The sequence below is a fragment of the Corynebacterium sp. LaCa_282 genome (genome assembly GCF_057198125.1).
Window position 1 is genome coordinate 1,447,254 of the sequence record NZ_CP191095.1, and the last position, 21,813, is coordinate 1,469,066.

Consider the following 21,813-nt stretch of genomic DNA (forward strand, 5'->3'; position numbering starts at 1 on the left):
CGCTGTATGCGGCTACAGGTCACTATACAGAACGAGCTGTCTATATTGCGACATGCGGGGGATAATATTCGTTCAGCTACAGAAAACCCCCGCCGCACGGGCCGAATGCGGTCCCTGCGTTACGGGGGTAGTACTGAGCTTAATCCACTTCCAAGGACAAGAGATCCTCGATGGTTTCGCGCCGCAACATGGGCTTGGTATTTCCCACGCGCGTGGCAACCACAGCCGGGCGCACCGCGCCGTTATACCGGGATGACATCATGTACTGATACCCACCGGTGGCCGCGAAGGCGAGCAAATCTCCCGGCTGGATATCATTGGGCAATTCGCCTTCCTTCGACAGAATATCGCCTGATTCGCAGTGGAAGCCCACGATGCGCGAGGGCACCATCTCGCCATCGCTAAAGCGGTTCACCAGTCGCACATCGTATTCGGAACCATAGAGCGCGGGACGAATATTATCGGACATTCCCCCATCAATGGAGATATACCGGCGCACCGGCAAATCGGCCTTGCCGGTTTCCACGTCCTTGACCGTGCCCACGCGGTAGACGGTCACGGCAGAACCCGCTACCAAGGAACGCCCCGGCTCCACGAGGAGGAACGGCGCCTTAATATCGAGATCTTCCGCGGTCTGGTCCACGGCGCGCAGCATGTCCTTTGCCACGCGGTCAATATCCAGCGCTTCCTCATAGGGCATATACGGAATACCAAAACCGCCGCCCAAGTCCAGCTCGGCTAGGTCAACGCCCAGCTCGGTGTGGATTTGGCGGTAGAGCTCCAGCACGCGCTCGGCGGCGAGTTTAAAACCCTCGGCATTGAAAACCTGAGAACCCACGTGGCAGTGCAAGCCACTCAAGTGGAGGTTTTCCACCTCAAGGCAGCGCTTCGCGGCGGCAAAAGCCGCACCGGTAGCCAAGGAAATACCGAATTTCTGGTCCTCGTGCGAGGTAGCAACGAACTCGTGCGTATGCGCATCCACACCCGGCTTAACGCGAATCATTACCGGCTGCACCACGCCAGCCTCGCCGGCGATGCGGTTGAGCTCTTCGAGCTCCTGCTCATTATCGATGACCACGTGGCCCACGCCCGCATCCACGCACAGGCGCAGGTATTCCTCGTCCTTATTATTGCCGTGGGCAGTAATGCGCGCGGCTGGGAACTCTGCGGCGAGGGCAATCTTTAGCTCATTGAGCGCGGCAGCATCGAGGCACAGGCCCTCTTCGTTGACCCACTGCACGACCTTTTTGGAAATAAACGCCTTGGAGGCATAGTGCACGTGATCCGGCCCGCCGAAGGCACGCGCCATATCTTGGCAGCGCGAGCGGAAGTCATCTTCATCGAAGACGTAGAGCGGGGTCTGGAATTCCTCTACCAAATCCGGCAAAGGCACCTCAGCCACGGTGACGACGCCGTCTTCCTGGCGGCTCGCATTCCGCGGCCACACGTGGGCGGGAAGCTCATTGAAATCAGTCATTTACATCTTCTCCGGTGAGCTCACGCCAACCATGGTCAATGCATTGGACAGGACGACGCGGGAGGCTTCCGCCAATGCGAGGCGTGCGCTGTGAATGGGCTGCTCTTCCTCCCCTGCCTTGGGCAGAACCTGGCAGGTGTCGTAGAAACGGTGGAATACGCCAGCCAACTCTTCGGCATAGCGCGCCACTCGGTGCGGCTCGCGCAGTTCCGCGGCATCTGCCACTACGGCAGGGAACTCACCCAGGGTGCGGATGAGGTCGCCTTCGCGCTCATGCTCCAGCAGGGAGAGGTCCGCACCCTCGGAGCTCACTCCTAGCTCGGCGGCCTTGCGCCCGATCGAGCACAGCCGCGCATGGCCGTATTGCACGTAGTAGACCGGATTATCCGAGGACTGCGACTCCCACAGGCCCAAGTCGATATCGATGGACTGATCCACGGACGAGCGCACCAGCGAATACCGCGATGCATCGACACCGATGGCGGCGACCAAATCCTCAATGGTGATCACGGTGCCCGCACGCTTGGACATGCGCACCGGCTTGCCATCGCGCAGCAGGTTGACCATCTGGCCAATGAGCACCTCGACGCCATCGGCGTCATAGCCCAGGGCGGCTGCTGCCGCCTTCAAGCGCGGTACATAACCGTGGTGGTCAGCGCCCAACATGTAGATATTGAGATCGTGACCGCGGTCGAATTTATCGGCCACATAGGCTATATCGCCGGCGATATAGGCCGCATTGCCGTCTGATTTCACCACGACGCGATCCTTAGAATCGCCATAATCGGTGGACTTTAGCCACCACGCGTTGTCCGCCTCATAAAGGTGGCCTTCAGACTTCAGGGTCTCAAGCGCCTTATCTACTGCGCCAGATTCAAAGAGCGAGTTTTCGTGGAAGTAGACATCAAAGTCCACTCCAAATTCGTGCAGGGATTGCTTAATCTGCGCAAACATCATCTCCACGCCATCGGCGCGGAAGGCTTCTTGCACCTGCGCGGCATCGCCCTCGAGCGCGCTTGGATTCTTTTCCACCACCGCGCTTGCGATGTCGTGGATATAATCTCCGCCGTAGCCGTCCTCCGGCGTGGGCTCGCCTTTAGCTGCGGCAACCAGGGAGCGCGAGAAGCGGTCGATCTGGCCGCCGTGATCGTTGAAGTAGTACTCGCGGGTGACCTCTGCGCCGGAAGCAGTGAGCACCCTGCCCAGCGAATCGCCGACGGCGGCCCACCGCGTACCACCCAGGTGAATCGGGCCGGTGGGGTTGGCGGATACGAATTCCAGGTTAATTTTCTTGCCCGCAAAGGAATCATTGGAACCGTAGTCCGCGCCGGCCTGCAGAATCTGAGCGACGATCTCGCCCTGGGCAGCGGCGGCCAGTCGGATATTAATAAAGCCAGGGCCGGCAATATCGGCCTCTGCAATCGCATCGTGCTCGGCCAATTTTTCCGCTAGCCAGCCGCCAAATTCGCGCGGGTTAGCGCCGGCTTTCTTGGCCACCTGCAAAGCAAGGTTGGTGGCATAGTCACCGTGTTCTGGGTTGCGGGGGCGCTCAACCGTCGCAGTGTCCGGCAATACGGACGCGTCTAGGTCATGTTCTGCCATGACCTCGGTGGCGGATTCTTTAACTAAGGTGGCCAAATCAGCTGGAGTCATGTGGCAAGAGTCTAGTTCACTGCCCCGACACGTGCGAAAAGAAGCACTGGCTAACTTTTCCGAGGGCAGAATTTACTCATTTTCTAGACCTCTTAGGCAAACCTATATTGCGATATATATTACAAAATATATGCTGATAACAAGGTGATACACCCTACGATTCACCTGGTGAATGTGTAGGGTTAATTACACCTCCATGACTTAAAAAACTAATAAGGAGCACCGTATGCGCATTGCGCTTTTTTCTACTTGCATTGGTGACACCCTGTTCCCGGACGTCCAAAAGGCGACGGCATTGGTCCTTTCCCGGTTAGGTCACGAAGTGGTCCTTCCGGAAGAGCAAACCTGCTGCGGCCAGATGCACATCAACACCGGCTACCAGAAGGAAACTCTGGGGATGATCCGCTCTTATGCGGATGCCTTCGCGGATCCTTCCATTGACTACGTCGTGGCCGCCTCCGGTTCCTGCGTGGCAGCAGTTCGCGACCGCCACGAGAGCATCGCCGACCGCTACGGTACTTCGGCCGATGTGGATGGCGCGCAGAAGACCGCGGGAAAGACCTACGACCTCACGGAATTTTTGGTCGATATTGAGGGCGTGACCAACGTCGGCGCTTTCTTCCCGCACCGCGTGACCTACCACTCCGCTTGCCACGGCCTGCGCTTCCTTAAGCTAGAAGACCGCCCCTACAAGCTTTTGCAAGAAGTCGAGGGCATCGACTTGGCACCGCTGGCCAATAGCGAGGAATGCTGCGGCTTCGGCGGCACCTTCGCACTGAAGAATCCGGAGGTCTCCCAGGCCATGGTCTCCGATAAGACTCGCCACATTAAAGACACCAAGGCCGAGTACGTGACCGCCGGTGACTCCTCCTGCCTGATGAATATCGGCGGCGCCCTGCACCGCCAGCGCTCCGGCATTCGCGCCCTGCACATGGCAGAGATTTTGGCCTCCACGAAGGAACACCCGTGGCAGCCTGACTCCGCCGCTTACTCCAAGGAGACGATGCTCTAATGACCTCTTTCCTCGATACCACCCCACCACGCGCCCCTGAAGGCTACGGCAACCTGCGCGGTAGCAAGGCCTTCGTCCCGCTCGCGCACGTGGGGCTGAATAATGCTACCCAGCGCCACAACCTGCAGCACGCGACCACCACCATCCGCCAAAAGCGCGCCAACACCGTGCAGGAAGTAGATGACTGGCAGCAGCTCCGCAACGCCGGTTCTGCCCTCAAAGAGGACGTCGCTGCCCGCATGCCGGAACTGCTCGAGCAGTTTGAAAAGGCCGTGTCTGACCGCGGCGGCATCGTCCACTGGGCACGCGACGCCAAGGAAGCCAACAAGATCATTGAAGGGCTCATCCGTGAAACGGGCGAGACCGATGTGGTCAAGGTGAAATCCATGGCTACCCAGGAAATCGGCTTAAACGAGCACCTCGATGAAGCCGGAATTCACGCCCAGGAAACCGACTTGGCAGAGCTCATCGTCCAGCTTGGTGACGATAAACCATCGCACATTTTGGTGCCCGCAATCCACCGCAACCGCGCGGAGATACGCGATATCTTTGTCAATAAGATGCCCAATACGGATGACTCGCTAAAGGCTGAGCCCGCCGAATTGGCCGAGGCATCCCGTAAGTTCCTGCGCCAGCAGTTCATGAAGGCCAAGGTCGCCATTTCCGGCGCCAACTTCGGCGTGGCCGAGACCGGTACCGTAAACGTCGTGGAATCTGAGGGCAATGGCCGCATGTGCCTGACGCTGCCGGAAACGCTGATTACCGTCATGGGCATCGAAAAGCTCGTGCCTACCTTCCAGGACCTGGAAGTCTTCCTGCAGCTGCTTCCCCGTTCCTCCACCGCGGAGCGCATGAACCCCTATACCTCCATGTGGTCCGGTGTGACGGAGGGCGATGGCCCGCAGAACTTCCACATCGTTCTGCTGGATAATGGACGCACCGCTGCGCTGTCCTCGCCTATTGGCCACCAGGCGCTGAAGTGCATCCGTTGCTCGGCCTGCCTGAACGTCTGCCCCGTGTACGAGCGCGCCGGCGGACACGCCTACGGCTCCGTGTACCCGGGCCCCATCGGTATCTCGCTGACGCCGCAGCTTACCGGCATGAAAGACCACAACGATCCATCGGCAAGCCTGCCGTATGCCTGCTCGCTGTGCGGGCGCTGCGATGACGTGTGCCCGGTGAAGATTCCGCTTTCTGATGTCATCGTGGAAAACCGCCATCAAAAGGTCACCCACGCTGCCTCTCCGATCGAGCCGAAGCTCTTCAAGACGGTGCAGCTGCTCTGGGATAACCCCAAAATGTGGGATAAGGTCACCCACCTCGTCGCACTTGGCCGCGTGATGGGTGGATTCAACGGCACCATCGAATCGCTGCCGCTGTTTATGTCCGGTTGGTCCGATGGCCGCGATACCGCGATTCCACCGAAGAAATCCTTCCGCCAATGGTTCGACTCCGAAGAAGGCAAAGAGCTGCTGGCTAATGCCCGTAAGGAGGCCACCAAGTGAGCGCAAAGCAAGACATCCTAAACCGCATTCGCTCGGCACAGAAGCAGGCTGGGCTTGCAGATCACGTCGATGTGCCGCGCGAATATCAGCGCAAAGGCACGCTAAACGATGACGAGCTGCGCGAGATGCTGGTCGATCGCCTTGAGGATTACAAGGCGGAAGTACACGTCACGGAGGAAAGCGATCTTAAAAAGACGCTGGATACCATCGTCGCCGACCGCAAATGCACCGACATCCGCTACGCCCCAGGTATGAATGCCGATCTTTTTGACGGCCTTCAGGCGCGTCCGGACGACGAGGACGCGGACCCGCGCGAGCTTGACGATGCCGACGCCGTCGTCACCGAGTCCCTCGTGTCTTCCGCACAGACCGGCACCATCGTATTGCAGTCCGATTCCCGCTGCGGCCGCCGCGCACTGACGCTAGTACCGGACCGCCACATCTGCATCGTCCGCCGCGACGAAATCGTCTACGGCATCCCCGAGGTCATCTCCCGGATGGACCCCGACAAGCCCGCAACGTGGATTTCTGGTCCTTCCGCGACCTCCGATATCGAGCTTTCGCGCGTCGAGGGCGTGCACGGCCCGCGCGATCTCATTGTGATTATTGTGAAGTAGCGTGGTTAGGGTGCCGAGTTAGGGCACCCGCCGCGTGGAAATCACTGCCACGAACCTGAAAAAAGCATAAGCTGACTCTGACGAACGCTATAGAAGTCGGAGCTTTAGCTTATGCTTTCTTTTTCTAGAAAAATTTCAACCGTAGTGTGCGCCAGCGCCCTCGCACTGGGCGTGGCAGCCCCCACCGCCGCGGCGGCGGAGCCGGACATCACTTGGGAGGATTGCCCCGAACAGGTCAACCTCAATGGCGCCGAGTGCGGCCGGATAGAGGTGCCTACCTACTACGATAATCCCACGGCCGGCACCATTAGCGTCGGTTTCGTTCGCGTGCCCGCGGCACAACCAGATGCGCGGCGCGGCGCGCTGTTTACCAACCCAGGCGGCCCAGGCGGTGACGCTTATTCTTGGGCTGGAAACGATGCCGTCGAATGGCCCGAGGAAATTCGCAACGAGTGGGATCTGATCGGCGTCCAGCCGCGCGGCCTGCCTGGTTCCACCCCGGTGGACTGCGCTACCACCCCGAACTTCAATCCCATCGAGGCCACTACGCAGATCGGCAAGGCCACCCGCGATGCCTGCGAGCAGAATACCCCTGGCTATACCAACTCTTTGACCACCGCCAATACCGCCCAAGACTGGGAAATGGTGCGCCAAGCGCTGGGTGAGGACGTCATTGACATCGCCGGCGTTTCCTACGGCACTTACCTTGGCTCGGCTTATGCCACCAAGTATCCGCAGCACACCGGCAAGGTGCTGCTTGATTCCGGCATGAGCCCGCAGCTGGCATGGAACGGCATCTTCGCCTCACAGCAACAGGGATATGAGAATGCGCTGCACGATCTGTTCCAGTTCATCGCGGATAATGACGCCACCTATCATTTGGGCACTACCCCACTCCAGGTCTATGAAAAGTGGTCGCAGAAAGTCGCCATGGAAGCCGGTGCCCGCCCCACCGTATTGCCACCGGATGCGAAAATCGGTGACCTTCCCCCAGGGCTCGAGTTCGCCGGCCAACCGGGCGCGGACATCATGACCGCCACGGGTGAGCTGCGCGTACAGGCGGAATTCCTCGCCAACAAGGCTCTTAACCCACAAGCAGATCAGAGGGCCTCAATCACCTTAGGCAAGACCCGCGAGGTAGTTCCCATGCCCGCGCACTGGGATGAGTTTGCCAAGTACTTAAACGGCAGCAAGCCCCTCGAAGTCGTCGATGATCCGGAGCTTGCCCGCGCGGTGCAACAGCAAACAATCCAGATGATGAATATGCAAAACCTCATCGTCTGCAACGAGAACACCGTCGCCGGTAACCCGTGGCTCTTCCCCACCTACCTGTGGTCCAACTTCGTCACCGGCGATATTTTCTCCTTGGTTAATTCCATGTATGGATCTGGCGCCGGGTGTGGCGGCCGCGGACCCGTTACCGGCGGGGCACCACTCGATGGCTCGCACCTTGCCACCAAGCCCCTGCAAATCCAAGGCACGGGCGATCCGCAGACCCCGTACCAGTACCATGAGGCCCTCTCCCAGCCCATGCAATCGCGGGTCGTCACCGTCCACGGTCCCGGCCACGGACACTTTGCGCTGGGTAATAAGGCCGTCGATGAGATTGGCGTGCACTATCTACGCACCGGTGAGGTAACCACCGCTGACGCACCGGGCCTGATTTAGTTCCGCGGCGGCCGATGCGCTAGAATCACATCGTTGGGAATTTTCCCAGCGATGTCTCCGTAGCTCAGCGGATTAGAGCATCGGTTTCCGGTACCGAAGGTCGCAGGTTCGATCCCTGTCGGGGACACAAATGTCATGAGTCGCGACATGCTTGACAGGTGAGTCGCGACATCGTTGACAAACCGGCATCTCAGTTTCTTTTTGTTCTGGGATGCCGGTTTCTTCTTATTCTGGGCCTAGGGGTGGGTCTCCTTGTTTCCAGTAGGGCTTTTGGTAGTTGCGGCTGGTGTCGATGTAGTGCTCGGTGATGACTTCTCCGGTTTCGGCTAGTGATGTGATGACGTGGTTGTCGGCGATGACCATGAGGATTTTCTGTCTTTTCCATTTGCGGCCTATGCCTAGGTGGAAGATTTTGCCGGCGTAGCGCACGGTGGTTTTGCCGTTGTCCCAGACGACGTCGTTTCTTGTGCGCCATTCTTGTGTCGGGTTGTGGGCTGGGTTGGCTTTGGTGCCGGTGGTGTAGGCCTGGTGTGGGGTGCGTCGGCCTAGTGCTTTGTGGGGGCGTGTGGTGTTGTAGTAGTCGCGGAATTCATTGAGGAGTGTCTGCAGGTCAGCTACGGTTTTAGCGGGTGGTCGGGCGTTGATCCATTTTTTGAGGGTTTGGTGGAATCGCTCGATTTTTCCTTGGGTTTGGGGATGGCCTGGTCGGCCGTTTTTCTGTTGGATTTTGTTGGCGTTGAGGACTTTTTCAAAGGCGTTTCGTCCGCCTTTGCGTCCTGCTAGGCGGGCGGTGAAGACGAGGCCGTTGTCGGTGAGTGTGGATGCTGGTGGTCCGTATTCTGCTATCAGGCGTGATAGTTCCTCGGCGACTTGTGTGCCGCTAAAGGCTGCGGCTGCGGTGATTGATAGCAGGTAGCGGGAGTGATCGTCGAGGAAGTCAAGGACTTCGATGCGGGTGGTGTCCGCTAGGTACAGGTGGGTGATGTCAGCCTGCCAGCATTCGTTGGGCATGGCTGCTTCGAAGCGGATGAAGGAGCTTTTGGGCTTCTTTTTTGGTGCTGGGGTGATGAGTCCTTCTTTTCTTAGGATGCGGCGGATTGTCGAGGTTGAAGGGACGCGTTTGCCGTCTTGTTGTAGGTGGTAGGCAATGGTTTCTGGACCTGCGTCGAGTCCGTGACGGGTGAGCTGTTTACGGATTGTGATGATGTCTTTGCACACGGTGTCTGGCACGGCTTGGGGGTGAGTGCGTGGGGCGCGGGATTTCGGCGCGATGGCGTCTGTGCCACCGGCATCGAAGGCATGAAGGATTTGGTAAACGCGTTGGCGAGAGATACCGAATTGCTTGGCTACTTGTGATGGGCTGCGCTTTTGCCCGCGGACTGCTTTGACGATGGCGAGGTTACGGTTGGGACTGTTCATAGTGTCAAACATGTCCCGACTCACCTGTAAAACATCACCTGACACGGTAAGGGTGGGCTAAGTGTCAAGTTTGTCCCGACTCACCTGTCAAGCATCAGGACTGCCTTCGCAGGAACAGGGTGTCAAATATGTCGTGAACTCAGACACTGTCGGGGACACAAAATTTTTAGCCCTCTCGCTTTTTCCAGCGAGAGGGTTTCAATATACGCCCCGTTTGCGGATTAAGTAGCCACCGGAGGTTCAGGAAGCCCTTACCATCCTGAACCTCCGGGCTACCCCTCCAATTCTAAACGGAAGGATAAACCCATGACCACACGAACTCTCTACTTCATCGCCCTGGCCCTACTAGCCATATCTTTGATCATCAACGTCATCAACGGGTTCACTACCTCCAGCACCATTCTCACCGGTATGGCGGTGGTTGTACTTGGCTGTGCCACCTACAAGAAAGTATGGAAAAAATAAGCCTGCGAATCACGGACACAAACGCCGAGCGAAAATTGTGAGACGGGGCTAGGGCCAGCGCGTGGCAGGTGTCGCGGGCCCCGCTTTAATGTGAGTAAAGATCCCCATACTTAGTCTCTATCCATAGAACGTAGAAAATTCCACCGTCTTTCCAGCCAACGAATGGAAGGTTCTCTTGGTGCCGGAACATGCGGAATTTGGTTAGCTCTTGGAACTGCCTAGGGATTTGAGCTTTGATTTCGTTTTTTGGGATAAATTCCGAGCCGAGCCCGTGCCTGTGGTGATTAACGAGATCTCTCCAAGAAATTAGTGAGCATTTGTGCCATTTGTCGAGGAACTCGCGGCGCATCCTATCGGTCATTTGCCCGAATCCCCATCCGCTCTGCAGAAACCTAGTGGACAGGAGCGGGTATTCGTTCGATGCCGCTCGTATGGCGCTCAAGACGCCTGTATCTGCACCACTGTGATTCTTCGAAACCGGGCGCGTGCCACGTCTCTTACTCTTCTTTGCCATACCTAGTTGAAGTATTCTTTGAGGTCGGCATCAGAAATCTCAAGCCCCCGTTTTTCTTCAACGAAGTTTTTCTTCCAAGGTGACTCCGTGTGGGTTTTATTACGTAAAGCCCACGCCGAATAGGGGCCATACTTATTCCATACGTCAATCAGGGTATCTTCTACAGGCCGATAATCATCCCAATTGAAGTCATCAGAAATAAAAGTATCGGGGTCGATCGGGCTCTTACCGTACTTTTTAAGTTCGCGGTAGATGTCTACAACGACAGGTCCGTGGGCCCATGCTTCCATCCGTTCATTGAAGAGCGGCACCCCTCCGGAGGCTCGCATGTAAAGGCCCTTTGCGTAGTAAAGAAGCTTTTGAATTTTCAGCGGTGTGAGCTCGGCTTCTTCGGTTTCTTCAGCCCAAGCTACGAGCCATTCTGCGATTTGATGAGCAGTGTATTGCTTCATTGTGCACCTCCTTCCTGCTTGTTTTAAACGCTACAGCACGTGGAGAGCACTTTCTATTCCTACCTACTCGGTGGGGGCTTGACCCATGCAACCTGGCTTTCAATGGATTCCATAGCCAAACTGTTAGGTTTATGAAATACTAAGGTATCTAGAACCACGAAAGTTATGCAGTATAGGCGCGCCATGGAGGATACCCCTTGCCCACCTTAGAAATCGACCATCTCAATAAATCTTTCGGCAGCGTCCGCGCGCTGCGGGATATGACCTTTAGCGTGCAGGAGGGCGAAATCTTCGGCTTCGTCGGTTCCAATGGGGCGGGCAAGTCCACCACCATGCGCATCGCACTGGGCGTGCTCGCGAAAGACTCCGGCGAAGTTTATTTCGATGGCTCCCCCATTAATGACGATAACCGCCGCCGCATTGGCTATATGCCAGAAGAGCGCGGGCTCTACGGCAAGGAACCGCTGCTTAGCCAGCTGACGTTCCTGGGCACCCTGCACGGCATGAACAAGCAGGCCGCCCAGAAATCCGGCTCGGAGCTGCTGGAACAGCTAGGGCTGGGAGAGCGCCAGGACGACAAGCTCGATGACTTGTCCTTGGGCAACCAGCAGCGAGTGCAGCTAGCCGCCTCCCTCATCCATGACCCCGATATGTTGATTCTGGATGAGCCCTTTTCCGGCTTGGACCCCGTTGCGGTCAATGTCATGTCTGACATGCTGCGCGAGCGCGCCGCCCGCGGGGTGCCGGTCATCTTTTCTTCCCACCAACTGGACTTGGTGCAGCGCTTGTGCGACCACGTGGGCATCGTCACGCAAGGCCGCATGGTAGCAGAGGGCACGGTAGATGAGCTGCGTACCCAGGGAGCTTCGCGCTATGCGGTGGAAACCCCTGCACGCGGGTGGTACCCGGAGGGCACTCACTTGGTTGAGGCAACTGACCAGGGCGTGGTGCTCGAGGCCGATGATGGCACCGATGACCAAGCCATCTTGCGCGCTGCCATGGCCGCTGGCCCCGTCCACTCCTTCGGCCTCAAGGTCCCTGACCTTACCGAGCTTTTCCAAGACGTCGTCACCAGCACCACCACCGAGGAGGCCTAGCCCATGCAGTATTCGGCAATGAAGACCATAGGGACCGTCGCCAAGCGCGAAATGGCGGTTGCCCTTAAGACCAAATCCGTTGTCATCATGATGCTGCTGCTTATCATTGGTGCCATCGCCACCCCCATTATCATTGACTTGCTGTCCGGTGGTGACGATGAACCAGATTCCGTCGCCGTGGTGGGCATGGAGGCAGACGCATTCGCTGATTCCGGACTGGAGACGCAGGCCGCAGATGACCGGGATAGCGCGGTGCAGCTTATCGATGCCGGCGACGTCGACGCCGCGCTCGTGCCCGCCAACGACGAGGGGTGGGAGCTTTTGGCCAACGGCACTGCCTCCGCCACGATCTCCTCTACGGTCAATCAAGTGGTTGCGGCGCAGGCACAGGCAGAAGCCTTGAATACGCTGAATATTGATCCCCAAGAGCTTGCCGCCGCCACCCCATCAGCCGAAGTGACCGCGGTAGATCTGGAAACAGATGAGGCCTCCGAAGAACAGATGGGCAATGTTGCCATCGTCCTTATCGCCGCCATCGTGGTGGTCTTTTCCATCATGACCTTCGCAGGGCTCATCGGTGGCCGCGTTACAGAAGAGAAGTCTTCGCGCGTGGTCGAAATCATCCTTTCCACGGTGCGCCCGGTGGATTTCTTGGCAGGCAAGGTCATTGGCAATACCATTATCGGGCTGCTCGGCACCTTCCTCATCTTGGCCGGCGGCGTGGCTTCCCTGGCATTTACTGGCGCAGCAAGCGAAATCCAGCTCGACTATGGTCTAATCGCTGCCCTGCTCGTCGGGGAAATCCTCGGTCTCTTATTCTTCGGCAGCCTCTATGCCGCAGCCGGCTCCATGGTGCAGCGCACCGAGGATCTGCAATCGACGCAGATGCCCATCCTGCTCATCGTCTTTGCCACCATGTATGTCCCCATGTTTGGCTGGACCAACTTGGATGCCACCTGGATGCAGGTCATGGGCTGGGTGCCGCCGGTCTCCATGTTGGTCGCTCCCCTCCAAGTTGCTGGCGGCAATATGAACTGGCTGGGCTTGGCGGGAAGCTATGCGGTCCTCGCTGTAGTTACCGCGCTCATTCTCATCGTTGTCGCGCGCATCTACCGCCGCGCCATCTTGAATAACGGCAAGAAGATGACTTGGCGCCAGGTGCTCAAGAAATAAAAATAAATCCGGCCTCCCACTTTCCAAGGGAGGCCGGATTTTTCTATTGCGCAGAATTACTCAACGATGAATTCGTTGGTGATCGGCTGGGTGATATCCAAGGTGCCGTGCTCGATGTAGTACATGCCAAAGAACATGGCGCCGAGCAGCACTACGGACAGCAGCATGCAGGGAATCCACTGGACAAAAACGGAAACCCAGCCCTCGGATTGCTGGCGGGCCGCCGCCTCGCGTTGTTCTTGAGCCTCACGCTCGTTCATAATGATAAAACCTCTCGCTTCACCGAAGATTAACTAAAAGTATCTTAACAGTTTATGGTCTCCACGGTGGCATTAGATCCCCGGATCTTCATCATTTAATAAAGCCTCGAGGAATGCCTCGCGGTCTGTGAACATTTTCTCGATGTCCTCTTCCGCGCCCACGATCCAGGCATCGGCATCCTCATCAAAGGTCAACGCGGAATCGGGGTATGCTTCCAGGGCTTCTTCCATCGCGGCAACCTGATCGGCATCGGCGCGCTCCTCGGCGAAGGCCTCTGGATCACCAATGCGCTGGCCCAGCTCGTCCAAAGCCGTTAAGCCATACGTTTTATGCTGCTTTTTCGGGTGCTCGAAAAGTTCTTGGCCCATCATGGCGGTGTTATTTTCCTCCATTCAATAAAGAATCCGGGACGAATCCCGAATAGCCGGGGATATTATTGACCTGCAATACCCCATGGAAAAAGCGCTTGAGCGCGGGAACGTCCTCCTCGTGGAGGTGGTCGAAGACCAAGCGGCGGACGGATTCCACGTGCTCGGGGGCCGCGCGCTCGAGGTGGTGGAGCCCGGCCTCCGTAATGTGCACGTTGACCCCGCGGCCATCATCGGTGGTCTTTTCTTTAACCAAGAGCCCACGCTTTTCCATGCGAGTGACCTGGTGGGAGGCGCGCGAGCGATCCCAGGCGAGCTCCGTGCACAGATCGCGCAGGCGCAGGTGCTGATCTGGGGCTTCCGAGAGGGATACCAGGACCGCGAATTCGGAGACGGAGATTTCCCCGCCAGCCTTGAGCGTCTCGTCCATGCCCCTATCTATCTTGCGGGTCGCGGCCAATAATAGGCGCCATAGCTCCTGTTCATCATCGTTTAACCAGCGGGTTTGTTCAGACATAAGGACTAGATTACCTCCTTCAGCGTGGCGATGTCGCGCTCGCTGCGCCCAGGCACCCGGGAATAGCGCTGCGGCATGCAGGTAAAGACCAAAACCTGGTTCTCGCGGCCCACCTGTGAGAACAAAGTGGACATCAGTTGCAGGCGGTGGTCGTCGGTGGAGCCCAGCGCGTCATCGACGATGACCGGCACGGTTTCCTCCCCCGCCACCAAGCGCGCGATAGCAAAGCGGGTAAGGATGGCCAGCTGCTCGCGCGCGCCGCCAGACAGGCTGGTCATGGCCACCGTTTCATTATCGCGGGTGCGCGCGGTAACAGAGAGATCGTCTGCCAATTCAAAGCTGATATCCCCGCCATAAATGGTGCGGGCCAGTTGGGCGAGCGCCGCCACGAAGGGCTCGGCATAGCGCTGGCGCGCGGCATCGCGGTGCTTGAACAGCAGCTCGCGCAGGTAGCGTGCCGCAAGCGCGCGCTTTTCCACGCTTTCTAGCACCGCTTGGGCCATCTCTGCTTCGGCTTGCGCCTGCTGCTCGCGCTCTGCCGCGCCGGAGTGATAATTAATCTCGCTAGACAACTTGCCGAGCTCCACCTTCGCATCTTGCACCTGATTCTGCAGGTAGTCCAGGTGCGATTGCGCGCCCTCCACCAGGCTCTGGGCGGTGGCCAGGTCCACGGCCTCCATCTCAGAAAGCTGCTCCTGCAGCTTGCCTACCAAAGCACCCAACCGCTCTGTCTCTTCTTCCAAGCCGGCATCGGAGGTTTTCTCCCGCGCTTCAGCCAACTCGCGCTCGGCACGTTCGGCCTTCTCGGTAGCGGCAGCGAGCTCGGCCTCCAAGCGCACCACGTCGTGGGCGATGCGGCTATCGCGGAAGGGAATAAGCTCGCGGTCGAGGGCATCGACAAGCTCGCGCGCCTCTTCCTCAGCTTCTTCTGCAGCGGATAGGTCCATGGCCGGGGCTTCATCGAGCTCGGCGACCTTCTCCTTCAGCGCCGCGTGCTGGGCGCGCAGTTCGCCCAAATCATCCGGCCCCAGCTCGCCCTCGAGCTTGCGCGTAGCGGCATCCAATCCAGCATTCTGCTCGGAGTGCGTCTTAAGCAGGGCCTCGGCGGCGGCGATGGACTCGACGCCGGTGGCATCGAAAAGCTCCTGCAGGCGCGCCTCGGCCTGATCTACCTCGCGTTGGGTTTTATCGGAAGAGTACGCACCGGCCACAAAGCGGGCGGTGATATCGCCGATGGTGATCTCGCGGCCATCGACAAGCTCAATTGCGGGCTGCTTGCCGATGTCCACCAGCTTCCCATCCACCCCAATCTCCGCGCCCTCGGGCCCGGAAAACTCCACCTTGGCGGCGGTGGCATCGTGCAGGCGCTTAGCCAGTGACAGATCGGCATCCGCCTTGCGGAGTTCCTCGACATCCGCGGCGGTCATCTCGCGCCCGCGCTGGGCGATCTCCGCCTGGGCCTTCTCCACGCCACGTGCCAAGACCTCCACCTTGAGCAGGCGCTTATCCAAGCGCTGAAAGGTCTCCTTGTCCTGATGCAGCCGCGCCTGCTTGAGCGTTGCGCGCGCGGTGGCGTAGTCCTCTTTGGCGGTAGCCAGCTTCTTTTCCACCGCCTCTTTATTCTCGTTTTCCTCCGCGGCCTTCTCGCGGGCGGTCGCAAGTTTATCCGCGGCGCTCGACTTTGCGGTGCCAGCGGCATCGAGCGCCTCGACCATCTCCTGGCGCTTAGACTGCGCATCCTTCGAGCGTTGGAAATCCTCCTTGGCGCGGGTGAGCTCGGCCTTATGCGCATCCACTTGGTGCTGGGCCTTCACGGCCTCGTCCGCGGCGGCCTGCTTCTCGGCGAGGTCCTTGCGCGCCGCGGGAAGCTGCGCCTCGGCCTCTTCTTGCTGGCGTTCCAGATGCTCGTAGCGCTCCACCACGGAATCGAGCCCGCGCACCGCAGCGGAAGCTTTCTCCAATTCCTGCTCGGCACGCTCCCGAGTCTCCTGGGCCTTTTTGTATTCGCCAGCCGCCTTGCCCGTCTTTTCGGTGTAGTAGCGCTTATACTCCTTATCCACCTTGCCCAAAAGCTGAGAATCATCGCCGGATACCTCGTCCTCCGCCAGGCCGGACTCCTGCTCGAGGGCCTGCGTCAGCGACGGAATGCCCACCGCGGAGATGGCGTCATTGGAGTCATCCTGGCGCATAAAGAGGACATCGAGAAGCTGGCGATCCATGTTCTCGCTTAAAATCTGTTCCAGCTCGTCATCGGCCTGGCGGCCTGTATATTGTGCGTGGCGCGGGGACGAGATGGCCAGCTCACAGTACTTCTTCTGCAGCCAGCGCTTGGCAATGCGAAAGCGGTACTCCCCCACGGAAATATCCGCAATGACCTCCGGAGATACATCCTTGCCCACCGGCTGCAGATCCCGGATACCGCTGGGGCGCGCCGTGTGCTTTTCCGTTAACACCACATCGAGGGCCTCCACGATGGTGGATTTACCGGCCTCGTTCTCGCCGTGAATGACCACCACCCCGGTTTCTGGAAGGTCATCCAATACCAAGTGCTCGATGCCGCGGACATTTTTAATCTCTAAGCTGTGGATGCGCATGTGGTTTATCCCTCCAGGCGAAATAGCAGGTTGGCGGCGTCGCGGGCCACCGGATCCTCGCGGTTATCCAGCAGCTCCTGCAGGGCGTCGGCAGCATAGCCGGAAATATCCAGGTTGGCTAGTTCATCTTCGCTAGGCTCCAGGAACAGGTCCATGGTCCGCTCGCGCGGGCGCAGCGAGGCAAAGACCGCCTCCAACTCATCCAGCCCACGCTGGAGCCGGGCGTGCGCCGCAATGCCGAGGGTCCCCTGCAGGCTGTATTTAACCGCCGTGCGCACCTTATCCGGGTACTCCTCCAGACTGCGCAGGAAGCGCTCGACGTCCTCGGTGGAATTGACGGAGGCATCGAGGGCTTCAAACGTCCAGCGCCCGATGCTGCGCTTATCGATGTCTATATCCTCCCCCTCAATCCTTACCACCAGCGCATTCCCGGAATCAGCCTCGCCACCACCGGTGGAGCACTCCTTAAAGTCCGTGGTCTCCGGGCTGCCGGAGAACCAGACGCGCCCGGTTGTGCCCAGGCTGGCCGTCGAGTGGGTATCGCCCAGCGCCAAGTAATCAATCACCCCGCGCTCCAAGCACTGTTCGACGAATTCCAAGTCGATGGTATCGGCATCTCCCCCGCTAGTACGCGAATCCACCTGGCCATGGCCCACGGCAATCCGAATTCCTTCCGTGGAATCGAGCGGTTCTAAGGCCTGGCGCACCAAATCGTGGTTGGCGCGCTTGGACAGGTATGGCGCCCCGACCACTTCCACGCCCTTGCCCACCTCGATGGGCTCAGAATCCGCGATGACGTGCACGTTGTCGGCGCTGGTGCGATAAAATACCGAGTCCGCGACCAACGGATCGTGGTTTCCGGGCAGCACATACACCGGTACCGGCAGGCGCTTAAACATCTCGGTGGCGCGGGCCAAGATCTCCCGGGAGAGCGCATTGTGCTCAAATACATCGCCGGCGACGACGATGAACTCCGCGCCAACCTCCTCCGCGAGCTGGCCTAGGTGCATGATGGCGGACTCGCGGTCATCGTTGAAACGACCTTGCGCCTCCCCCTTCAAGAACCAGCGGGTCATTCCCAGCTGGAAGTCGGACGTGTGGATAAAGGTCGTTGCAGTCATAATCAGTGCGTTAAGTGGTAGTAGAGGTCTTCAATATCGGACACGGCGCGCAAGAGCTCAATATTCGTATGAGATACGGCCCGCAGGGCCTTGCGCAGGAGGTCTGGATCGGAATCTTCCAGCGCCGGGGCAACCTTGGGGTGCGGCAGCTTGGGCATCTCGCGGCCGTTCCAGAACACATCGTTCTTTTCTTCCGCAGATAGATCGCTGGCCCCAAAGCTTTCGCGAGAGACCTGCTGCGATTGCTCCATGACGGCCTTTTCCAAGCGCGCAAAGTCCAGCCCGCGCATATTGAAAATCACGGCGGGATCCGCATCCGCGCGGGTGGCGAGCCTATCTCCCACCGCCACGATGTGCTTGCAGGCATAGGCGGAATCCGGGCAGGTGCAGGATAGTCGTAGATCTTCGGCGTCGCTGGCGAACAAGGTATCCAGCGCTTCCTCAGATAGCAGGCCCTTGCGCGCATTCGCTACGGAATTAGGCGTGCGCGCGAATTGGCTGGCGAGTGCCGCGATATCGTCATTATCGCGGTACGGCAGCTGAATGAGCACGGAAAAAGGCTCGTTCTGGGAACCGGCCACGCGTCCGTGGATGGCACCGTTACGGATCTCCAATCCCACGACGTGCCCGCCCTCGGCGTACTGGCGCCCGCGGGTAATCCGCCCCCGGTCCGCATCATGGCTGGTAAAAGAAGAAATCCGGGCGGCGGTCTTGGACAGCAGCCGCCCGCTGCGGTCAACATGGTTGACCTCATCCGGGGTGCTCACGCGCTTGCGGGTACCAAAGTTTGCGTAGATGACATTGTCATCGCCCTTAACGGCCATCCGCTTACTCCTTTCCCCGGTAACTCATGAGCTCCGCCAGCTGGTCCGGCTCCAGTTCCGTAAGCCAGCCTTCGCCTTCACCGACGACGGCCCCAGCCAGCTGCGTCTTTCCATCCAAAATGTCTTGAATGGATTCTTCCAACGTGCCAGCGGTAATCATCTTATACACCTGCACGTTGCGGCGCTGACCGATGCGGAAGGCACGGTCCGTGGCTTGGTTTTCCACCGCGGGGTTCCACCAACGGTCCATGTGCACCACGATCGATGCCGCGGTGAGGTTGAGGCCCGTGCCGCCCGCCTTGAGCGAAAGGATCATCGCCTGTGGGCCATCCTCGGATTGGAAGTCCTCCACCATTTGGTCGCGCTTATTCTTCGTCACCCCGCCGTGCAGGAAGGGAATCTCATGGCCCAGCTGCCCGCTCAGGTAGGGCTGCAGGATAGCCCCGAAGGCCTTGTACTGCGTAAAGATCAGCAGGCGCTCACCGGATTCGGTGGCGGCATCGACAATCCGCATCAGCTCCTTCACCTTGCCCGAGCGGTGCTTGCCCTTGATAACCACCGGTGAATCATCCCCCAGGTAATGCGCCGGGTGATTGCAGATCTGCTTAATGCGGGTCAGGGAGGCCAAGACGATGCCGCGCTTGCTGATGCCCGTAGCATCCTCCAAGCTCTTCTTCACCTCATTGACCAGCGCTTTGTACAGCGCGGCCTGTTCGGTGGTCATGGATACGGTAAGAATCTGCTCGGACTTTTCCGGCAGGTCATCGATGATATTGGGATCGGTCTTGACGCGGCGCAGGATGAGAGGTGCGGTCAGCGCGCGCAGGCGCTCGGACATCTCCTCATCATTATTGCGCTCGATGGCCTTGGCAAAGTGATTGCGGAAGAAGGACGCCGTACCCAAAATTCCTGGGTTGCAAAAGTCCAAGATGGAGCGCATCTCTGACAGCCGGTTTTCCACCGGAGTACCGGTTAGCGCCACGCGGTGTTCAGACGGCAGCGATCGCACCGCCTTGGAGGAACGCGTGGCCGAGTTCTTAATGGCCTGCGCCTCATCGAGGACCACGCGCTGCCAGGACACCTCACCCAAGAGGTTGAAATCCCGGCTGACGGTGCCGTACGTCGTAATGACCAGATCGGCTTTCGCGGCGGCCTCGAGGAACCTCTCCCCGCCCGGACGCCCCGCGCCGTGTTGCACCATGACCTTAAAATCCGGCACGAAGCGGCGGGCCTCGCGAGCCCAGTTGCCCACCACGGAGGTGGGTGCAACGACCAAGGTGGGCCCGGTCTGTTCACCGCGCTCTTTCTCCACTGCCAAAAGGGACAGTAGTTGGAGTGTTTTGCCGAGCCCCATGTCATCGGCAAGCACGGCGCCAATATTATTGCGCGACATCCAATACAGCCAGTCCACGCCCGTGCGCTGATACTCGCGCAGCTCCGCGTGGACGGTCTCCGGGATGTCCACGCGCTTAGGTGCGACCGTATCCATGCCGCCGAGCAACGCGGTATGCCACGTGCTGCCGGTAAATTCGATGGGCTCCTGAGCCATCGACTCGAGCGCCAGCTCCCGCAGCTCCGCCACCGTGACCTGGTGCTCGCTCTTCTCGTTGAACTCCGCTCGGCGACGCTCAACCTCCGCCATGAGCTGCTGCCAGCCCGGCTCACCTAGCTTCTTGGCCATCTCCGCCGAGGCCGCCAGCTGCTCGAGCTCCTTCTTGGCGCGTTCGCGGGACTTATCCGCCAGCTCCTCCATATAAGAGGAAACCTTGGATACGACCTGGGTATCGGCCATCACCCACTTGCCGCGCAGCTGGATGAGCCCGGACTTGGAATTGACCAACTCGTCCATCTCGGACTCGGTAAGCTCCACATCGCCCACGGACATGCGCCAGTTATAGTCCACGAGCTGATTCATGCCGATGTGCTTCTTCGTGGCGGCTTCCGCCGGATCCCGCGCCTCGCGAGTTTCCAGCTTGGCCTTCGTATCCACCTGCGCCCACGATTTGGGCAGCATGACGGTAATGCCCCGCTTCTTCAGCTCGGGTACCTCGTGCGCAATAAACTGCGTGAGCTGCTCCGTATCCAGATAAACATCCCAATCGCCGTCGCCAGGCTGGGGCATTTGCGTACTCTGGCCTAGGCTCGGCGCCGCGTGCACGGCCTTGCGGTGGTTTTCGCGCAGCTTCTCGATGCTCGCCCTATCCAACTCATCCGCCAACACCGGCCGCGGCGAATCCGTTCCAGAGCGCACCCGCACCCGAATCGGCCACGCTGCGTCTTCTGGATCCTGTTCTTCCGGCTCCTCCACGATGTAGACGAGCTGGAGTTCCACCTGGTAAATGGAATTCTTCCATTCATTAAGCCCGCGCAGTAGTTGCGCGCGGCCGCGGCGAATGGGAGACGTCGTCAAAAGTGCACGGGCGAAGTCGTGCCACGGCATGGGCCGGGGTTCATTGAGCAGCGGCTGCAATTCCCGGTTGGCAATCCAATGCGTTAGTTCATCCGCTAGGTCATCTGAAAGGGCCCTATTATTTATATGGAGAATCCCGGGTGCCGCGGCCATCATTTCTGCGAGCCAACCGCGCTCGCCCAAGCCTGAGGCCAACTGCCACATGGGGAACCACTCGTTAGCCTGGTACGCCAGCCGGAACGTCACCCTGCCCGCGCGGACAAACTTGCTCAGGCCGCTATATGCGTGAATGAGCCAGTGCAGATCCGGTGCAATCGATTCCGGTGGATGGTGATCCAGGTATTCCAGCTGGGCTAGGGCTTCTACCGCTTCTTCCGGGGCAAACATGGCCATGGGCACCATGAGCGAGACGTCCTTACCCTTTGGGGTCCGCAGTGATACTCGCGCCCGGTTCCGGAAGGATTTCTTAGCCAAGATAGCATCGACTGCCTGCGGAAACGTCCCCTCCGGCACGGCCGAAGGCATAACAATCTTGTGTCCTTCTACCTGCTCAATCCATAGACCAAGCCCCGAGACTGGCAGCCAAAGGCCATGCACAAGGTAAGAAGCCATAACGGCCAGCATAGCAGCCCCGTATAGTTTTGTTACAAGCTCGTTATATTCACG

General features: G+C 59.0%; 18 protein-coding genes and 1 tRNA gene. 8 read left to right on the forward strand and 11 right to left on the reverse strand.

The window, feature by feature from the left end; genetic code table 11:
- Positions 1-139 precede the first annotated feature (139 nt).
- Both lysA and argS read right to left on the reverse strand, forming a co-directional pair.
- On the reverse strand, positions 140-1,477 hold the full coding sequence (gene lysA / locus ACP8KU_RS06775; RefSeq protein ID WP_484483493.1) for a diaminopimelate decarboxylase: 1,338 nt from the start codon (positions 1,475-1,477) through the stop codon (positions 140-142).
- Entirely contained in the window at positions 1,478-3,130 is a 1,653-nt protein-coding gene (gene argS, locus ACP8KU_RS06780) for an arginine--tRNA ligase (RefSeq protein WP_284896155.1), read from the reverse strand. It abuts the gene before it with no gap.
- Positions 3,131-3,356: 226 nt separating this feature from the next.
- Here argS and ACP8KU_RS06785 point away from each other — a divergent pair, with 226 nt between their 5' ends.
- The 5 genes from ACP8KU_RS06785 to ACP8KU_RS06805 all read left to right on the forward strand — a co-directional run bounded on the left by ACP8KU_RS06785 (position 3,357) and on the right by ACP8KU_RS06805 (position 8,059).
- Positions 3,357-4,142 carry a (Fe-S)-binding protein gene (locus ACP8KU_RS06785; protein ID WP_005280166.1) on the forward strand — a complete coding sequence of 262 codons (786 nt, stop codon included), beginning with the start codon at positions 3,357-3,359 and terminating at the stop codon, positions 4,140-4,142.
- Positions 4,142-5,647 carry a lactate utilization protein B gene (locus tag ACP8KU_RS06790; RefSeq protein WP_237801032.1) on the forward strand — a complete coding sequence of 502 codons (1,506 nt, stop codon included), beginning with the start codon at positions 4,142-4,144 and terminating at the stop codon, positions 5,645-5,647. The genes ACP8KU_RS06785 and ACP8KU_RS06790 overlap by 1 nt, the downstream gene beginning before the upstream one ends.
- Positions 5,644-6,264, forward strand: a complete 621-nt coding sequence (locus ACP8KU_RS06795) for a LutC/YkgG family protein (RefSeq protein ID WP_005282357.1) — start codon at positions 5,644-5,646, stop codon at positions 6,262-6,264. The genes ACP8KU_RS06790 and ACP8KU_RS06795 overlap by 4 nt, the downstream gene beginning before the upstream one ends.
- A 111-nt stretch (positions 6,265-6,375) precedes the next feature.
- Positions 6,376-7,932 carry an alpha/beta fold hydrolase gene (locus tag ACP8KU_RS06800; RefSeq protein ID WP_237801031.1) on the forward strand — a complete coding sequence of 519 codons (1,557 nt, stop codon included), beginning with the start codon at positions 6,376-6,378 and terminating at the stop codon, positions 7,930-7,932.
- Positions 7,933-7,985: 53 nt separating this feature from the next.
- Positions 7,986-8,059, forward strand: a tRNA-Arg gene (locus tag ACP8KU_RS06805).
- Positions 8,060-8,157: 98 nt separating this feature from the next.
- Here ACP8KU_RS06805 and ACP8KU_RS06810 read toward each other — a convergent pair.
- Positions 8,158-9,351: an IS481 family transposase gene (locus tag ACP8KU_RS06810; RefSeq protein ID WP_034653752.1), complete on the reverse strand. Its 1,194-nt coding sequence runs from the start codon at positions 9,349-9,351 to the stop codon at positions 8,158-8,160.
- Between the two features lie 306 nt (positions 9,352-9,657).
- Here ACP8KU_RS06810 and ACP8KU_RS06815 point away from each other — a divergent pair, with 306 nt between their 5' ends.
- A complete protein-coding gene (locus ACP8KU_RS06815; protein WP_023017767.1) occupies positions 9,658-9,816 on the forward strand; it encodes a hypothetical protein in 159 nt (52 codons plus the stop codon).
- Between the two features lie 516 nt (positions 9,817-10,332).
- On the opposite strand, the gene ACP8KU_RS06820 is transcribed toward ACP8KU_RS06815, so the two are convergent.
- Positions 10,333-10,782 (reverse strand): Panacea domain-containing protein, encoded by a 450-nt coding sequence (locus tag ACP8KU_RS06820; protein ID WP_005282350.1) that lies wholly within the window; start codon positions 10,780-10,782, stop codon positions 10,333-10,335.
- Between the two features lie 197 nt (positions 10,783-10,979).
- Between ACP8KU_RS06820 and ACP8KU_RS06825 the strand changes: the two genes are divergently transcribed.
- Both ACP8KU_RS06825 and ACP8KU_RS06830 read left to right on the forward strand, forming a co-directional pair.
- On the forward strand, positions 10,980-11,879 hold the full coding sequence (locus ACP8KU_RS06825; protein ID WP_023017765.1) for an ABC transporter ATP-binding protein: 900 nt from the start codon (positions 10,980-10,982) through the stop codon (positions 11,877-11,879).
- Between the two features lie 3 nt (positions 11,880-11,882).
- Positions 11,883-13,052, forward strand: coding sequence for an ABC transporter permease (locus ACP8KU_RS06830; protein ID WP_284636074.1), 1,170 nt, complete (start codon positions 11,883-11,885; stop codon positions 13,050-13,052).
- Between the two features lie 56 nt (positions 13,053-13,108).
- Here the strand turns inward: ACP8KU_RS06830 and ACP8KU_RS06835 are convergent, their stop codons facing one another.
- The 7 genes from ACP8KU_RS06835 to ACP8KU_RS06865 form a co-directional block, all read right to left on the reverse strand.
- Positions 13,109-13,312: a hypothetical protein gene (locus ACP8KU_RS06835; protein WP_023017763.1), complete on the reverse strand. Its 204-nt coding sequence runs from the start codon at positions 13,310-13,312 to the stop codon at positions 13,109-13,111.
- Positions 13,313-13,384: 72 nt separating this feature from the next.
- Complete coding sequence (locus tag ACP8KU_RS06840; protein WP_237800362.1) at positions 13,385-13,705, reverse strand: molecular chaperone GrpE; 321 nt, start codon at positions 13,703-13,705, stop codon at positions 13,385-13,387.
- Positions 13,692-14,198 (reverse strand): MarR family winged helix-turn-helix transcriptional regulator, encoded by a 507-nt coding sequence (locus ACP8KU_RS06845; protein ID WP_005282341.1) that lies wholly within the window; start codon positions 14,196-14,198, stop codon positions 13,692-13,694. Before ACP8KU_RS06845 ends, ACP8KU_RS06840 begins: the two co-directional genes overlap by 14 nt.
- 5 nt (positions 14,199-14,203) lie before the next feature.
- Positions 14,204-16,792 (reverse strand): AAA family ATPase, encoded by a 2,589-nt coding sequence (locus ACP8KU_RS06850; RefSeq protein WP_484483494.1) that lies wholly within the window; start codon positions 16,790-16,792, stop codon positions 14,204-14,206.
- A gap of 5 nt (positions 16,793-16,797) precedes the next feature.
- The gene (locus ACP8KU_RS06855; RefSeq protein WP_237800364.1) at positions 16,798-17,913 is read right to left on the reverse strand and encodes a metallophosphoesterase family protein; all 1,116 of its coding nucleotides are present in this window, start codon (positions 17,911-17,913) and stop codon (positions 16,798-16,800) included.
- A gap of 2 nt (positions 17,914-17,915) precedes the next feature.
- Entirely contained in the window at positions 17,916-18,737 is an 822-nt protein-coding gene (locus ACP8KU_RS06860; RefSeq protein ID WP_237800365.1) for an SWIM zinc finger family protein, read from the reverse strand.
- Positions 18,738-18,741: 4 nt separating this feature from the next.
- A complete protein-coding gene (locus tag ACP8KU_RS06865) occupies positions 18,742-21,771 on the reverse strand; it encodes an SNF2-related protein (protein ID WP_484483495.1) in 3,030 nt (1,009 codons plus the stop codon).
- Positions 21,772-21,813: the final 42 nt, after the last annotated feature.

Coding starts and splice junctions, on each gene's coding strand:
- lysA (WP_484483493.1), bottom strand. CDS start 1,477: ATGACTGATTTCAATGAGCTTCCCGCCCACGTGTGGCCGCGGAATGCG.
- argS (WP_284896155.1), bottom strand. CDS start 3,130: ATGACTCCAGCTGATTTGGCCACCTTAGTTAAAGAATCCGCCACCGAG.
- ACP8KU_RS06785 (WP_005280166.1), top strand. CDS start 3,357: ATGCGCATTGCGCTTTTTTCTACTTGCATTGGTGACACCCTGTTCCCG.
- ACP8KU_RS06790 (WP_237801032.1), top strand. CDS start 4,142: ATGACCTCTTTCCTCGATACCACCCCACCACGCGCCCCTGAAGGCTAC.
- ACP8KU_RS06800 (WP_237801031.1), top strand. CDS start 6,376: ATGCTTTCTTTTTCTAGAAAAATTTCAACCGTAGTGTGCGCCAGCGCC.
- ACP8KU_RS06810 (WP_034653752.1), bottom strand. CDS start 9,351: ATGAACAGTCCCAACCGTAACCTCGCCATCGTCAAAGCAGTCCGCGGG.
- ACP8KU_RS06815 (WP_023017767.1), top strand. CDS start 9,658: ATGACCACACGAACTCTCTACTTCATCGCCCTGGCCCTACTAGCCATA.
- ACP8KU_RS06820 (WP_005282350.1), bottom strand. CDS start 10,782: ATGAAGCAATACACTGCTCATCAAATCGCAGAATGGCTCGTAGCTTGG.
- ACP8KU_RS06830 (WP_284636074.1), top strand. CDS start 11,883: ATGCAGTATTCGGCAATGAAGACCATAGGGACCGTCGCCAAGCGCGAA.
- ACP8KU_RS06835 (WP_023017763.1), bottom strand. CDS start 13,312: ATGAACGAGCGTGAGGCTCAAGAACAACGCGAGGCGGCGGCCCGCCAG.
- ACP8KU_RS06840 (WP_237800362.1), bottom strand. CDS start 13,705: ATGGAGGAAAATAACACCGCCATGATGGGCCAAGAACTTTTCGAGCAC.
- ACP8KU_RS06845 (WP_005282341.1), bottom strand. CDS start 14,198: ATGTCTGAACAAACCCGCTGGTTAAACGATGATGAACAGGAGCTATGG.
- ACP8KU_RS06850 (WP_484483494.1), bottom strand. CDS start 16,792: ATGCGCATCCACAGCTTAGAGATTAAAAATGTCCGCGGCATCGAGCAC.
- ACP8KU_RS06855 (WP_237800364.1), bottom strand. CDS start 17,913: ATGACTGCAACGACCTTTATCCACACGTCCGACTTCCAGCTGGGAATG.
- ACP8KU_RS06860 (WP_237800365.1), bottom strand. CDS start 18,737: ATGGCCGTTAAGGGCGATGACAATGTCATCTACGCAAACTTTGGTACC.
- ACP8KU_RS06865 (WP_484483495.1), bottom strand. CDS start 21,771: ATGCTGGCCGTTATGGCTTCTTACCTTGTGCATGGCCTTTGGCTGCCA.